General features: G+C 63.5%; 11 protein-coding genes. 6 read left to right on the top strand and 5 right to left on the bottom strand.

The features are described 5' to 3' along the window. Nucleotides 1-42 precede the first annotated feature (42 nt). The 5 genes from ACMGG8_RS08320 (at nt 43) to ACMGG8_RS08300 (ending at nt 8,550) form a co-directional block, all read left to right on the top strand. On the top strand, nt 43-3,891 hold the full coding sequence (locus tag ACMGG8_RS08320) for an EAL domain-containing protein (protein ID WP_414159438.1): 3,849 nt from the start codon (nt 43-45) through the stop codon (nt 3,889-3,891). A 194-nt stretch (nt 3,892-4,085) separates the two neighbouring features. Then, nucleotides 4,086-5,339 (top strand): serine hydroxymethyltransferase, encoded by a 1,254-nt coding sequence (glyA, locus tag ACMGG8_RS08315; RefSeq protein ID WP_060841179.1) that lies wholly within the window; start codon nt 4,086-4,088, stop codon nt 5,337-5,339. A gap of 353 nt (nt 5,340-5,692) precedes the next feature. Next, on the top strand, nt 5,693-7,006 hold the full coding sequence (locus ACMGG8_RS08310; protein ID WP_060841180.1) for a C4-dicarboxylate transporter DctA: 1,314 nt from the start codon (nt 5,693-5,695) through the stop codon (nt 7,004-7,006). Nucleotides 7,007-7,085: 79 nt separating this feature from the next. Continuing rightward, a complete protein-coding gene (locus tag ACMGG8_RS08305) occupies nt 7,086-7,799 on the top strand; it encodes a FadR/GntR family transcriptional regulator (RefSeq protein WP_060844681.1) in 714 nt (237 codons plus the stop codon). A gap of 37 nt (nt 7,800-7,836) precedes the next feature. Next, nucleotides 7,837-8,550: a GntR family transcriptional regulator gene (locus tag ACMGG8_RS08300; RefSeq protein ID WP_414159437.1), complete on the top strand. Its 714-nt coding sequence runs from the start codon at nt 7,837-7,839 to the stop codon at nt 8,548-8,550. Between the two features lie 23 nt (nt 8,551-8,573). Here ACMGG8_RS08300 and yjiA read toward each other — a convergent pair whose 3' ends face one another. The 3 genes from yjiA to ACMGG8_RS08285 form a co-directional block, all read right to left on the bottom strand. After that, nucleotides 8,574-9,545: a GTPase gene (gene yjiA / locus ACMGG8_RS08295; RefSeq protein WP_060841183.1), complete on the bottom strand. Its 972-nt coding sequence runs from the start codon at nt 9,543-9,545 to the stop codon at nt 8,574-8,576. A gap of 113 nt (nt 9,546-9,658) precedes the next feature. Next, on the bottom strand, nt 9,659-9,856 hold the full coding sequence (locus ACMGG8_RS08290) for a YbdD/YjiX family protein (protein WP_007937254.1): 198 nt from the start codon (nt 9,854-9,856) through the stop codon (nt 9,659-9,661). Nucleotides 9,857-9,871: 15 nt separating this feature from the next. After that, a complete protein-coding gene (locus tag ACMGG8_RS08285) occupies nt 9,872-11,938 on the bottom strand; it encodes a carbon starvation CstA family protein (protein ID WP_060841184.1) in 2,067 nt (688 codons plus the stop codon). 239 nt (nt 11,939-12,177) lie between these two features. On the opposite strand from ACMGG8_RS08285, the gene ACMGG8_RS08280 reads away from it, so the two are divergent. Next, on the top strand, nt 12,178-12,546 hold the full coding sequence (locus ACMGG8_RS08280) for a PilZ domain-containing protein (protein WP_060841185.1): 369 nt from the start codon (nt 12,178-12,180) through the stop codon (nt 12,544-12,546). Between the two features lie 16 nt (nt 12,547-12,562). On the opposite strand, the gene ACMGG8_RS08275 is transcribed toward ACMGG8_RS08280, so the two are convergent. Together ACMGG8_RS08275 and radA are read right to left on the bottom strand one after the other, a co-directional pair. Further along, the gene (locus ACMGG8_RS08275; protein ID WP_414159436.1) at nt 12,563-13,291 is read right to left on the bottom strand and encodes a hypothetical protein; all 729 of its coding nucleotides are present in this window, start codon (nt 13,289-13,291) and stop codon (nt 12,563-12,565) included. Between the two features lie 33 nt (nt 13,292-13,324). After that, nucleotides 13,325-14,692 carry a DNA repair protein RadA gene (radA, locus tag ACMGG8_RS08270; protein ID WP_011063580.1) on the bottom strand — a complete coding sequence of 456 codons (1,368 nt, stop codon included), beginning with the start codon at nt 14,690-14,692 and terminating at the stop codon, nt 13,325-13,327. Between the last annotated feature and the right edge of the window lie 35 nt (nt 14,693-14,727).

Here is a 14,727-nt window from a genome sequence, read left to right as displayed (position 1 = left end):
AGTGCACGTCGCGCCAGCCCAGCCAAACCGCAGGATCACAGCTTGTCCAACGTTATTTCGCCACAGCCCGCGCGCGCTAGAGCCTCCGCGTCGGCCTATCCTTTGCGGGGCACACTCAAAGGCGCACTGGCAACGCTGGTGCTGCTCCTCCTGGCTCTGTTGTTCTGGCAACTGCTCGACCAACTGCAGCAAACCCGCAAGGACCAACGCCAGCACGCCATCGACTACAGTGCCGAACTGGCCGACCACCTGAGCCTGAACCTGGCGCTCAATGCGCAGATCGCCCTCAATCTGCTACCGATCGTCGAATCGCCACAGGACAGCCAGCAACAGCAGCAATTACTACACAAGCTCCAGCGTTCCCTGCCGGATGTGCGCAGCTTTGCCTTGCTGGATGCCTCCGGACAGATTCTCAGCGACAGCGCCAGCGACAGCCATGACGCTCCCTGGCTCGCCGAACTGATCCAGCGCAGCCACTTGCAGCGCTACTACTACAGCAACCCCGCCGACGGTTCGGTGGTGCACGTGCTGCTGCACCAGTCCAGCGGCGCCACCCCCAGTTACTGGGTTCTGCGCCTGGCGCCCAGCTTCCTGCAGACCCTGGTGCGCCAGAGCGAAGGAAGCTTCAAGCCCACCTGGGTGATCGAGAACCGTCTCAGCCGCCAGGTGATCAAGCGCGACGAGCACAGCACCCCGACCCCGGGCATGCTGGATCCCGGTGAAATGGCCGACAGCGTACTGCTGGTGCCCCTGAGCAACAGTGACTGGCAACTGCGCGGCCTGTTCGACCAGCAGGCCGTGATCGAGGATCTGCTGCCGGCCTTTATCGGCAAATGCCTGCTGGGCCTGGCCTTCTCCCTGCTGCCGGTGATCGCCCTGTTGAACATGCGCCGGCGCCAGCGCCAGTTGCACGAAGGCCGGCGGCGCTACCAGGACATCTTCGAAGGCACCGGCGTGGCCCTGTGCGTCATGGATATCGCCGGGCTCCCGGAACTGCTCGACAAGCACCATGTGCACAACAGCGACCAGCTCAAGCGCTGGCAAGCCAGCCACCCGGATCATCGCCAGCAGTTGCTCAGTGAATTGCGCATCACCGAAGTCAACCAGGTGGCACTGCGCCTGCTCAACGTCGAGTCCAGCGAGCAGGCCTGGCAACTGCTGATAGAAGGCAACCCGAATAACGGCAACGCGATCGGCTGCCAATTGCTGGAAGCGGTGGTCAACCAGCAGAAACAGCTGGAACTGGAAATCAAGCTCAGCGACGCCCAGGGCAATGACCAGCACCTGTGGCTGGTCCTGCGCCTGCCGGAGGCCGTCGAGGACTACAGTGCGGTGATCCTCAGCATCAGCGACATCACCAGTCGCAAGCTGATCGAGCTGTCGCTGCTGGAGCGCGAGGGGTTCTGGTCCGACGTGGTGCGCACCGTGCCCGATCACCTGTACGTGCAGGACGTGATCAGCCAGCGGATGATCTTCAGCAACCACCACCTGGGCCAGACCCTGGGCTACAACAAGACCGAACTGCACCAGATGGGCGAATACTTCTGGGAAATTCTCCTGCACCCGGAAGACGCCGACCTCTATCACCGCCTGCGCCAGGAGCAGCGCCACTCGGCCTACGCCCAGCTCCTGCAATGCCAATTGCGCTTCCGCCACCGCAGCGGCCAGTGGCGGCGCTTCGAAATCCGCGAGCAGGCCCTGGCCCGGGACCGCTACGACCAGGTGACGCGCATCATCGGCGTGGCCAAGGACATCACCGACCAGATCGAGGCCAGCGAATCGCTGCGTGACAGCGAGCAACGCTACCGCATGCTCGCCGAGAGCATCAGCGACGTGATCTTCTCCACCGACAGCAAGCTCTCGCTGAACTACGTCAGCCCCTCGGTGCATGCCGTACTGGGCTACGACGTGGAGTGGATCTTCCAGAACGGCTGGCAGTCGACCATCGCCAACCCGCAGCAACTGACCGGCATCTATGCCCTGATGGACCGGGTCAGCAAGGCCCTGGACAAACCCGAGCAACTGGCGCAATTGCGCAGCCAGGTGCAGACCCAGTTGTTCCTGTTCGACTGCCTGCGGGCCGACGGCCGCAAGATCCCCATCGAACTGCGCCTGGTCCTGGTGTGGGACGAGCACGGCGCCTTCGAAGGCGTGCTCGGGGTCGGCCGCGACATCAGCCAGCAGCGCCGGGCGGAAAAAGACCTGCGCATGGCGGCCACGGTATTCGAGCACTCGACTTCGGCGATCCTGATCACCGACCCGGCCGGCTACATCGTGCAGGCCAACGAAGCCTTCAGCCGGGTCAGCGGCTACGCCGTGTCCCAGGTACTCGACCAGTTGCCCAACATGCTCACCGTCGACGAGCAGCAGGAAGCCCACCTGGGCTACGTGCTCAAGCAGTTGCACCAGCACAGCACCTGGGAAGGCGAAGTCTGGCTAAAACGCCGCAATGGCGAACACTACCCGGCCTGGGTCGGGATCACCGCGGTGCTCGACGACGAAGGCGACCTGGCCAGCTACGTGTGCTTCTTCAGCGACATCAGCGAGCGCAAGGCCAGCGAACAGCGGATTCACCGCCTGGCCTACTACGACGCCCTGACCCACCTGCCCAACCGCACCCTGTTCCAGGACCGCCTGCACACCGCGCTGCAATCGGCGGAGCGACAAAAGTCCTGGGTGGTGCTGATGTTCCTCGACCTGGACCGCTTCAAGCCGATCAACGACTCCCTGGGCCACGCCGCCGGGGATCGCATGCTCAAGGAAATGGCCACTCGCTTGCTGGGTTGCGTCGACGATGACGACACCGTGGCGCGCATGGGCGGCGACGAGTTCACCCTGCTCCTGCAACCCCGTTCCAGTCGCGAAATAGCCCTGAACCGGGCCATCAACGTGGCCGAGAAGATCCTCGCCAGCCTGGTCAAGCCCTTCGTCCTCGAAGGCCGGGAGTTCTTTGTCACCGCCAGTATCGGGATTGCCCTGAGTCCGCAGGACGGCAACGAACTGAGCCAGTTGATGAAGAACGCCGACACCGCGATGTACCACGCCAAGGAACGCGGCAAGAACAACTTCCAGTTCTACCAGGCCGACATGAACGCCAGTGCCCTGGAGCGCCTGGAGCTGGAAAGCGACCTGCGCCACGCTCTGGAGCAGGAAGAGTTCGTGCTTTATTACCAGCCGCAGTTCAGCGGTGACGGCAAGCGCCTGACCGGCGCCGAGGCGCTGCTGCGCTGGCGGCATCCGCGGCGCGGCCTGGTGCCGCCGGGGGATTTCATTCCGGTGCTGGAAGAACTGGGCCTGGTGGTGGATGTCGGCGACTGGGTGATCAGCGAAGCCTGCCGCCAGCTCAAGGCCTGGCACCAGGCCAAGGTGCGGGTGCCGAAGGTCTCGGTGAACATCTCCGCGCGGCAGTTCTCCGACGGCCAGCTGGGCATGCGCATCGCCACCATCCTCAAGGACACCGGCCTGCCGCCGGCGTGCCTGGAACTGGAACTGACCGAAAGCATCCTGATGCGCGAAGTCAGCGAGGCGATGCAGATCCTCGACGGCCTGAAGAATCTCGGCCTGAGCATCGCGGTCGACGACTTCGGTACTGGCTATTCCTCACTCAACTACCTCAAGCAGTTCCCCATCGACGTGCTGAAGATCGACCGCACCTTCGTCGACGGCCTGCCATCCGGCGAGCAGGATGCGCAGATCGCCCGCGCCATCATCGCCATGGCCCACAGCCTGAACCTGGCGGTGATCGCCGAGGGCGTGGAAACCCACGAGCAGCTGGAGTTCCTGCGCGAACATGGCTGCGACGAGGTCCAGGGCTACCTGTTCGGCCGGCCGATGCCGGCCAATCGCTTCGAAGCGCAATTCAGCAACGACGCCCTGTTCATGTTCGACTAAAAGCAGTGGCAAGCTTCAAGCGGCAAGCGGCAAGAGAAAAGCGATCCGCTGCCGGCTTGCGGCTTGCGGCTTGCGGCTTGCATTTCGTCACTTGAGCGCTGCTTCTGTGCGACATGATGTCCTTTCATATGCCATCTAAAACCCATTGGGTTAGAATGCCTCCCCTTTCTGCCCCCCGATCCTTGAGGACCGCCATGTTCAGCCGTGATTTGACTATTGCCAAGTACGACGCCGATCTCTTTGCCGCCATGGAGCAAGAAGCTCAGCGTCAGGAAGAGCACATTGAGCTGATCGCTTCGGAAAACTACACCAGCCCAGCGGTGATGGAAGCTCAAGGCTCGGTACTGACCAACAAATACGCCGAAGGCTACCCAGGCAAGCGCTACTACGGCGGTTGCGAATACGTCGACGTGGTTGAGCAACTGGCCATTGATCGCGCCAAGGAGCTGTTCGGCGCCGACTACGCCAACGTCCAGCCACACGCCGGCTCCCAGGCCAACGCTGCGGTCTACCTGGCCCTGCTGCAAGGCGGCGACACCATCCTGGGCATGAGCCTGGCCCATGGCGGTCACCTGACCCACGGTGCTGCCGTTTCCTCCTCCGGCAAGCTGTACAACGCCATTCAATACGGCATCGACGCCAACGGCCTGATCGACTACGACGAAGTCGAGCGCCTGGCCCTCGAGCACAAGCCGAAAATGATCGTGGCCGGTTTCTCCGCCTACTCGCAGATCCTCGACTTCCCGCGTTTCCGCGAAATCGCTGACAAGGTTGGCGCCTACCTGTTCGTCGACATGGCCCACGTGGCCGGTCTGGTCGCCGCTGGCGTCTACCCGAACCCGGTGCCATTCGCCGACGTCGTGACCACCACCACCCACAAGACCCTGCGCGGTCCACGTGGCGGCCTGATCCTGGCTCGCGCCAACGCCGACATCGAGAAGAAGCTGAACTCCGCGGTATTCCCGGGCGCCCAGGGCGGCCCGCTGGAGCACGTGATCGCCGCTAAAGCGATCTGCTTCAAGGAAGCGCTGCAGCCTGAGTTCAAGGCCTACCAGGAACAAGTGGTGAAGAACGCCCAGGCCATGGCCGAAGTGTTCATCGCACGCGGTTTCGACGTGGTTTCCGGCGGCACCAAGAACCACCTGTTCCTGCTGTCGCTGATCAAGCAGGACATCTCCGGTAAAGACGCCGACGCCGCTCTGGGCAAAGCCTTCATCACCGTGAACAAGAACTCCGTGCCTAACGACCCACGTTCCCCGTTCGTCACTTCCGGCCTGCGCTTCGGTACTCCGGCCGTGACCACCCGTGGCTTCAAGGAAGCCGAGTGCAAGGAACTGGCCGGCTGGATCTGCGACATCCTGGCGGACCTGTCCAACGAAGCGGTGATCGACGCCGTGCGTGAGAAGGTCAAGGCCATCTGCAAGAAGCTGCCGGTATACGGCGCTTAATCAGCCCGCAGACCGCAACAGAAAAAGCCCGGCCCAGCGCCGGGCTTTTTTGTGCCTGGATGGCCGCCGCACCAGGCGCTGAAAGGAGCCTGCGAGGTCTTGCGAACGCAAGATACTCGGGCGGCCGTTCCGGCCGATCGCAGCCTACGGCAGCGGCTACAGTGACTTGGGGAAGAAAAACCACTGGTCAGACCGGTCATGCCAATTTGCGTCAGCCCCCTTGTAAACCGCTAAAAGCCGAGCGTAGACTGCGCCTGCACTGGACATACCGGTAAGACCACAATAATTAAGTCCTCCATCCGCTGCGCCCCCCATGCGCACGGCAGACAGGACACCGACCAGGATTCCTCCCCATGCTCAGATGGTGCTCGCGTTCGATTTTCCTCCAGGTTGTGCTCGGACTGATGCTTGGCATCGTCTGCGGCCTCACCCTCCCCGAATACTCCTCACAACTCAAACCACTGGGCGATGGCTTCATCAAGCTGATCAAGATGCTCATCGGCCTGATCGTGTTCTGCGTGGTGGTCAGCGGTATCTCCGGCGCTGGCGATCTGAAGAAGGTCGGACGCATCGGCCTCAAGTCGGTGATCTACTTCGAGATCCTTACCACCATCGCCCTGGTGATCGGCCTGGTCATGGCCTTCAGCACCGGCATCGGCAGCGGCGCCAATATTCACCTGGAACAGCTGTCCGCCGCCGACATGGGCGATATCGCCCAGCGCGGCCAGCACATGCACACCACCACCCAGTTCCTCATGGACCTGATCCCCACCTCGGTGATCGGCGCCTTTGCCGAGAACAACATTCTCCAGGTGCTGCTGTTCTCGGTGCTGTTCGGCAGCGCCCTGAACCTGGTGGGCGAAGCGGCCTCGGGCATTTCCCGGCTGATCAACGAGCTGAGCCACGTGATCTTTCGCATCATGGGCATGATCGTGCGCCTGGCGCCCATCGGCGTGTTCGGCGCCATCGCCTTCACCACCAGCAAGTACGGCCTGGATTCACTGCAGCACCTGGGCAGCCTGGTGGGCCTGTTCTACCTGACCTGCCTTGCCTTCGTCGCGGTGATCCTCGGCTTGGTGATGCGTCTGTCCGGCCTGCGCATGCTGCCCTTCCTAAAATACCTGCGCGAAGAATTGCTGATCGTCCTCGGCACCGCCTCCTCCGATGCGGTGCTGCCACAGATCATGCGCAAGCTGGAACACCTGGGCATCGGCAGCTCCACCGTGGGCCTGGTGATTCCCACCGGCTACTCGTTCAACCTGGACGGCTTCTCCATCTACCTGACCCTGGCCATTGTCTTCATCGCCAACGCCACCGGCACGCCGTTATCCATGTCGGACCTGTTGACCATCCTCCTGGTGTCGCTGATCACCTCCAAGGGCGCCCACGGGATTCCTGGTTCGGCCCTGGTGATCCTGGCCGCGACCCTGACCGCGATCCCGGCGATCCCGGTGGTGGGCCTGGTGCTGGTGCTGGCGGTGGACTGGTTCATGGGCATCGGTCGCGCGCTGACCAACCTGATCGGCAACTGCGTGGCCACCGTGGCCATCGCTCGCTGGGAAAAGGACATCGACGTGCAACGGGCCAACAAGGTGCTCAGTGGTCAACAGGGCTATACCTTCCAGGCGCGCAAACCGGTGGCCGCTGCCCACCAGCAGGAATTTTAATCCAGCCTGGTGCCTGCCCACGGCAGGCACCACCATCAGCGCGGCAACGGCGCGCTACCGATAGCTCATGGAGTCAACAGTGATCAGCTCGTCAACGGTTGTGAATTCAGTGGTAGAAAAGCTCCGGGCCGCCCTCGCCCGTGGCCAGTGGCGCTCCGGCGACATGCTGCCCGGGCAACGTGAACTGGCCGAGCAATTGGGCATCAGCCGCCCCAGCCTGCGCGAAGCGGTGATCGTCCTGGAGACTCTGGGCCTGGTGCGCTCCATGCCAGGCAAAGGCGTGGTAGTGCTGGATGCCCCCCAGGGCGAAGCCCAGGGAGCCGAGAGCGGCGTGGCCGGTGCCAGCCTCGAGGACGTGCTGCAACTGCGCTACACCCTGGAACCCTTCATCGTCGGGCTGGTGGCGCAATCCATCAGCAGCAAGGAAGTCGGCCAGCTGCGCCTGACCCTGATGGACATGCGCGAGGCCCTGGAAGCCGGCGACAGCGAGGCCGGGGTCAATGCCTACATCGCCTTCCACGAGGAACTGTTCACCCTGACCAGCAACCCGATCTTCCAGAACGTGGTGCAACAGACCAGCAATGCCCTCAAGCAAAGTGCGCAGATCCTGCGCAACTCGCCGGAGCACCTGGCCGAACGCCTGGAAGAAAATGAAGCGGTGGTGCGGGCGATCCGCAACAAGAACAGCGCTCTGGCCAGCGCCGAGATGCGTCGGCACATTCTCCAGGAAGGCCAGCGCATGGGCATCGAACTGAACATTCCGGACGATCACCTGGGCAGCAACGCCCCGTAATCAACCCCCGAGTCAGCAACTGGACTGGAGACAGGCCATGGTCAGCTACGCCCTGAAAAACAACCCCTTCACCCTGGTGGCCAGCCTGCCGCGGCGCCAGTGCGGCGAAAAAAAACTGCTGGTCGATGACGTCTATCCGCAGATCTTCGATGCCATCCTCGAACAGCGCATCGCCCCCGGCAGCCGCTTCACCGAGGACAGCCTGGGGCAGGCCTTCGGCGTCAGCCGCAGCATCATCCGCCAGGTCCTGGCACGCTTGTCCCATCAGCAAGTGATCATCCTGCGGCCCAATCACCGGCCCCAGGTCGCCGCCCCGGACCGGGAACAGACCCGGCAGATCCTGCACGCCCGGCGCCTGACGGAAATCACCCTGGTGCGCCTTGCCTGCCAACAACCCCGGCGCCAACTGCAACCTCTGCGGCAATTGATCGCCCGGGAACGTGAAGCCATCGAGCGCGACCAGCGCGGACCGGCCATCCGCCTGTCCGGGGAGTTCCACCTGCAACTGGCAGAAGTGGCGGGCAATGGTCCGCTGGCGCAGTTTCTCGGCAGCCTGGTGCCCCTGACGTCCCTGGCCATCGCCCAGTTCGAAGGTCGCACCCGCCACTGCTGTGCCTGGCAAGAGCACGCAACGCTCATCGACGCGCTGCAGGCGGCCGACGTCGAGCAGTCCGAAGCCCTGATGCACCGGCACCTGGATCACCTGGAGCGCCGCCTGCTAGGCACGGCACCCGCCGAGGCCCGGCGGTAGGAGCCGGCTGGCCGGCGAAGGCTTCAGCGGCCCAGCATCCTGTCGAAGCCCTGCCGGATCTTCTCTTCCGGCAGATCATCGGCAATGAACACCATCACACTCTCCCGCGCCTCGCCTTCGGCCCACTCGGTGTCCCAATCGAAGCCATAGAGCTTGAGCACGCCCTGGAACACCATGCGCCGCGGCTCGTCGATCACATTCAGCACCCCTTTGTAACGCAGCAGCTGCTTGCCGTGGTCCTCCAGCAGCTCATTCATGAACTCGCTGAGGCGATCCAGATCCAGGGCCTGCTCGGTGCGCAGCACCAGGCTGGAGATCCGGTCCACCGAGGGTGCCTGGCTCACCGGGCGCAGGCTGATGCCGCCCCCCAGATCAGCGTTCAAATTGAAGCCGCGCACATCCAGCAGTTCGGCCAGGTCGATCCGGCCGTGCTCCACCACCCGGATCGGCGCCCGGCGGTTGATCCGCGTCAGGCGCTGGCTCAGGGCATCGAAGGTCTGCTCATCCACCAGGTCGCGTTTGCTCACCAGCAACCGGTCGGCAAAGCCGATCTGCGCCTGGGCGATGGTCTGGGTCAGGTGGAACTCGGCATGCTTGGCATCCACCAGGGTGATGATGCCGTCGAGAATGTAGCGCTCGCGTAACTCTTCATCGATGAAGAAGGTTTGCGCCACCGGCGCCGGATCGGCCAGGCCGGTGCACTCGATCACCAGACGGTCGAAGGCGATCTCGCCGCTGTCCAGACGCTCCAGCAACAGATACAGGGCCTTGGTCAGGTCGGTGTGGATGGTGCAGCAGACGCAGCCGTTGGACAGGGTCATGACCTGGACCGGCTGCTCCCCCAGCAACTGGGTGTCGATGCCGGCCTCGCTGAACTCGTTCTCGATCACGGCGATCTTCAAGCCGTGCTCGGCCTTGAGCAGGTGCCGCAGCAAGGTGGTCTTGCCGGCACCGAGAAAACCGCTGAGCACGGTGACGGGAATAGGATTTTGCAAAACAGGATCTCCCACGCAAAAAACGCAGGAGCCGGCGTGTCGGCGATGGCGTCCGAAGAATCGCTATCGCCGGCAAGCCGGCTCCTGCCTGGGTGTGGCTCAAACGTTGTGTTTCAACAGCACTTCGGACCGCCCTTGCCGCCGTAGCGGGCCTCCTGGCGCTCCCGAAAGAACGCCTCGTAGGACATCACCGGCTTGTCCGGGTGCTTGGTTTGCATATGCTCGACGTAGTTGTCGTAGTCGGGCATGCCGACCATCAGGCGCGCGGCCTGCCCGAGGTATTTCCCGAGGCGACTCAGGTCGTTGAACATGCTTGCAATCCTCGATTACGCATCTGGCACCGCCTGATAGGGCGCTTCTTTATCCGTGCGTTCCTTGCTACCCCAGGCCGCAACACCGACCTTGAGCGCGTAGAACAGGATGCTGAACACCACCAGCAGGAACAGGGCGGTCAGGGTCGCGTTGGTGTAGGCGTTGAAAATCACGTGCTGCATCTGGGTGATGTCCTTGGCCGGAGCGAGAATCTGACCATTGGCCAGGGCATCGCTGTACTTCTTCGCCAGCGCCAGGAAGCCGATCGCCGGGTTGGCGTCGAACAGCTTGATGAAGCCCGCGGTGGTGGTGCAGATCAGCAGCCAGACCGCCGGCAGCAGGGTGACCCAGATGTAGCGCTGGCGCTTCATCTTGATCAGCACCACCGTGCCGAGCATCAGGGCGATACCGGCGAGCATCTGGTTGGAGATGCCGAACAGTGGCCACAAGGTGTTGATGCCGCCCAGCGGATCGATCACGCCCTGGTACAGCAGGTAGCCCCACAGGGCCACGCAACCGGCGGTGGCGATCAGGTTGGCGGTCCAGGATTCCGTGCGCTTGAGCGCCGGAACGAAGGACCCCAGCAGGTCCTGGAGCATGAAGCGACCGGCACGGGTACCGGCATCCACCGCGGTGAGGATGAACAGCGCTTCGAACAGGATCGCGAAGTGGTACCAGAACGCCATGGTGTTTTCACCCGGCAGCACGTGGTGAAGGATCTGCGCGATCCCCACCGCCAGGGTCGGTGCACCGCCGGCACGGGCCAGGATGGTGTTTTCACCGATGTCCTTGGCCACCGCCTGCAGTTGTTCCGGGCTGATCACAAACCCCCAGCTGCTGACGGTCTGCGCCACGGCCACCACGTCGCCGCCGACAATGGCCGCCGGGCTGTTCATGGCGAAGTACACACCCGGCTCGATCACCGAGGCCGCGACCATGGCCATGATCGCCACGAAGGACTCCATGAGCATGCCGCCGTAGCCGATGTAGCGGGCGTTGGCTTCGTTATCCAAAAGCTTCGGCGTGGTCCCCGAGGAGATCAGCGCATGGAAGCCCGACACCGCGCCACAGGCGATGGTGATGAACAGGAACGGGAACAGGCCGCCTTTCCACACCGGGCCGGTGCCATCGGTGAACTGGGTCAGGGCCGGCATCTTCAGCTCGGGCATGGTGATCAGGATGCCGATCGCCAGGGCGATGATGGTGCCGATCTTGAGGAAGGTCGACAGGTAGTCCCGCGGAGCCAGGATCAGCCACACCGGCAGTACCGCGGCGACGAAACCGTAGCCGATCAGCATCCAGGTGATCTGGATACCGGTGAAGGTGAACATCTTGCCCCACACCGGATCGGCAGCCACCTGGCCGCCCAGCCAGATGGAGCCCAGCAACAGCAGCACGCCGATCAGCGAAATCTCGCCAATGCGGCCCGGGCGGATGTAGCGCATGTACACGCCCATGAACACCGCGATCGGGATGGTCGCCATGACCGTGAAGATGCCCCACGGGCTCTCGGCCAGGGCCTTGACCACGATCAGCGCCAGCACCGCGAGGATGATGATCATGATCAGGAAGCAGCCGAACAGCGCGATGGTTCCCGGGATACGCCCCATCTCCTCACGGACCATGTCGCCCAGGGAGCGGCCGTTACGCCGGGTGGACAGGAACAGCACCATGAAGTCCTGCACCGCACCGGCCAGGACCACACCGGCAATCAGCCACAGGGTGCCGGGCAGGTAGCCCATCTGCGCCGCCAGGACCGGACCCACCAGCGGGCCTGCGCCGGCGATGGCGGCAAAGTGGTGACCGAAGAGAATGTGTTTGTTGGTCGGCACATAGTCCAGACCGTCGTTGTTGATCACTGCCGGAGTGGCCCGACGCGGGTCCAGCTGCATGACGTTAGTGGCAATGAACAGACTGTAATACCGGTACGCCACCAGATAGATGGCCACCGCGGCCACCACAATCCACAAGGCGTTGATCGCCTCGCCGCGGCGTAATGCAACTACGCCGAGGGCGCACGCTCCTACGATTGCCAGCAGCAGCCAGGGGACATGGCGCAGCAGGCTATTATTATTTTTCATTTTTTTATTCCAGCCAGGGTGGACAGAAAGACAGCGTTTCGAGTGTAGCGCTACTGCTCTCAAAGACCACCCCCCACGTTGGTCTAGAGCCTTCTTTTAACGAATGAGCAGGTTTTTTTTCGAAACTTTTTCAACTCAGGCCAGCCTGACCGATAACGCCGTCGCACGCTTGCAGGCCGCCTGTGGCGACAGTCATAAACCGCGGTCTATAGTCAGTGCACCATGCAGAGGGCCAGCCCATGAGCGAGCAATACGCCGACCGTCGACGCTTCAAGCGCATCGCCTTCGATGCGAAGACCAAACTGAGCCAGGGCACCCACCGCTGGCCGGTGCAACTGCTGGACCTGTCCCTCAAGGGCCTGCTGATCGAGCGCCCCGACCCCTGGCTGGGCGACCCCAACCGCATCTTCGAAGCCGATATCCACCTCGGGCCCGATGCCGATGTGCGCATGGACGTGCAACTGGCCCATGACAATCATGGCCAGCTGGGATTCGTCTGCCTGCACATCGGCCTGGAGTCCATCGAACACCTCAGGCGCCTGATCGAGCTGAACCTGGCAGACCCCGAGGAACTGGAGCGGGAGCTCGGGGCCTTGATCGATATCTGATCGGCCCCACTGCTGTTCAGGGAAACAGCGCCGGTTCGGGAAACTCGCTTTCCATGTCCCAGTAACCCGCCTGTTGCCGCGAGGCAACGGTCCACTGGCCGTCGACATAACGGAAGGTGCGATAGGTGGTGATGAACTCTTCGTTCTCCATCGACGACGCCGACGACACCTGCTGGATGCTTTCGGTGCCGCCCTTGTCCGAGGGCACGATCTGCCAGGCGGCCTTGCCGGTCTGGGCGAACACCAGCGGCTGCTTCTCGCCGCCCTCCCCCAGGCACAGCACCGGATCCAGCTGACTCTGTTCCGGCGTCAGTACTTCAGTGAGGGGACCGCTGTAGCTGCCCATGGGCGCGGTCTGGTCAATGGTCAGGAAAAACGCCGGCGACGGCAGGCCGTTCAGCGGAGCCTTTTCCACCGTGGCCATCGGGTAGTCCAGGGACTTCTGCGCCAACACCTCGCCGCCATCGGACACCAGGCGCGCCAGCGCCCCCAACGGCGCAACCGGGTGATCGTCGTCGGACGGGACCAGACTGTCGGCGTCCAGGCCATTGCCCCAGCTGTTGGCATGCAACTCGGGGGTGATACGCAGATCCTCCAGTACTTCCAGCACCGAGCCGTCCCCCACCAGCACCTGCTGGGCGATCCGATAGCCTTCCGGTACTTCAGCCTGCTGGGCCATGGCCAGCGCCGAACAGCCCAACAGCCCCGCGCCCAGCATCCAGCGCTTCAACCTTGTCATGCCCATCCCCTGCCTCCTTCCCTGCGAGTCCCGTGCCGATTATTCGAAAAGCGCATCCAACGCCTGTTCCAGGCGGGTCACGGCAATGATCTTCAAGCCTGGCGGCGCCTCCTTCGGTGCGTTGCCCTTGGGCACGATGGCCCGCTTGAAGCCATGCTTGGCCGCCTCTTTCAAGCGCTCCTGACCGCTGGGCACCGGACGCACTTCGCCGGACAGCCCCACCTCGCCGAACACCAGCAAGTCATGGGGCAGCGGACGATTGCGCAGGCTCGACATCACCGCCGCCATCAGCGCCAGGTCGGACGCGGTTTCCAGCACCTTGACCCCGCCCACCACGTTGAGGAACACGTCCTGATCGTGGGTCGGAATACCGCCGTGGCGATGCAACACCGCCAGCAGCATGGCCAGGCGGTTCTGGTCCAGGCCGAGGGTCACCCGGCGCGGGTTGGCCAGGTGGCTGTCATCCACCAGCGCCTGAACTTCCACCAGCATCGGCCGGGTACCTTCCCAGGTGGCCATCACCACGCTGCCCGGCACCTCTTCCTGGGCGCGGGTGAGAAAAATCGCCGAAGGGTTGGAGACTTCCTTCAAACCGCGGTCGGTCATGCCGAACACGCCCAGTTCATTGACCGCACCGAAACGGTTCTTCACCGCCCGCAGCAAACGCAGGCGACCGTCGGACTCCCCCTCGAAATACAGCACGGTGTCGACCATGTGCTCAAGCACCCGTGGCCCGGCCAGGGCGCCTTCCTTGGTCACGTGGCCCACCAGGAAGATCGCCGTGCCGCTCTGCTTGGCGTAGCGCACCAGCAAGGCCGCGCTCTCGCGCACCTGGGACACGCCGCCCGGGGCCGATTGCAGCTGCTCGGTGAAAATCGTCTGGATCGAGTCGATCACCATGACCTTGGGCTTTTCCACCCGGGCCGTGGCGATGATGGTTTCGATGCAGGTTTCGGTCATCACCCGCAGTTGATCCTGGGGCAGGCCCAGGCGCCGGGCGCGCATCGCCACCTGCTGCTGGGATTCCTCGCCGGTGACGTAGAGCGCCGGCATGCGCGTGGCGATATTGCACAGGGTCTGCAGCAGGATGGTCGACTTGCCGATCCCCGGATCGCCGCCGATCAGCACCACCGAACCGTCCACCAGGCCACCGCCCAGCACCCGGTCGAGTTCGCCGGAGGCGGTGGAGAAACGCGGGATTTCCTCGACGCTGACTTCCGCCAGGGTCTTGATCTGCGCCTGCTGCCCGGCCCAGCCGGTGCGCCCGGCAGGTGCCGCGGCGCCGCCACTTTCGATCATGGTCTCGGTCAGGGTGTTCCAGGCCCCGCACTCACCGCATTGCCCGGCCCATTTGGGAAAGGTGGAGCCGCACTCGGTGCAGCCGTACATGCGCTTGGCCTTGGCCATCTGAACCCCCGGCAAAAACCGCGATGATAGCTCAG

Origin of the sequence: Pseudomonas sp. BNK-45 (genome assembly GCF_047456255.1) — a bacterium.
GTDB lineage: Bacteria > Pseudomonadota > Gammaproteobacteria > Pseudomonadales > Pseudomonadaceae > Aquipseudomonas.
This window is presented reverse-complemented; position numbering and strand designations above follow the sequence as displayed.

Bases quoted from the DNA above. Each gene is read 5' to 3' on its own strand.
- ACMGG8_RS08300 (WP_414159437.1), top strand. From the start codon at position 7,837: ATGGTCAGCTACGCCCTGAAAAACAACCCCTTCACCCTGGTGGCCAGC.
- ACMGG8_RS08280 (WP_060841185.1), top strand. From the start codon at position 12,178: ATGAGCGAGCAATACGCCGACCGTCGACGCTTCAAGCGCATCGCCTTC.
- ACMGG8_RS08285 (WP_060841184.1), bottom strand. From the start codon at position 11,938: ATGAAAAATAATAATAGCCTGCTGCGCCATGTCCCCTGGCTGCTGCTG.
- glyA (WP_060841179.1), top strand. From the start codon at position 4,086: ATGTTCAGCCGTGATTTGACTATTGCCAAGTACGACGCCGATCTCTTT.
- ACMGG8_RS08275 (WP_414159436.1), bottom strand. From the start codon at position 13,291: ATGGGCATGACAAGGTTGAAGCGCTGGATGCTGGGCGCGGGGCTGTTG.
- radA (WP_011063580.1), bottom strand. From the start codon at position 14,692: ATGGCCAAGGCCAAGCGCATGTACGGCTGCACCGAGTGCGGCTCCACC.
- ACMGG8_RS08310 (WP_060841180.1), top strand. From the start codon at position 5,693: ATGCTCAGATGGTGCTCGCGTTCGATTTTCCTCCAGGTTGTGCTCGGA.
- ACMGG8_RS08290 (WP_007937254.1), bottom strand. From the start codon at position 9,856: ATGTTCAACGACCTGAGTCGCCTCGGGAAATACCTCGGGCAGGCCGCG.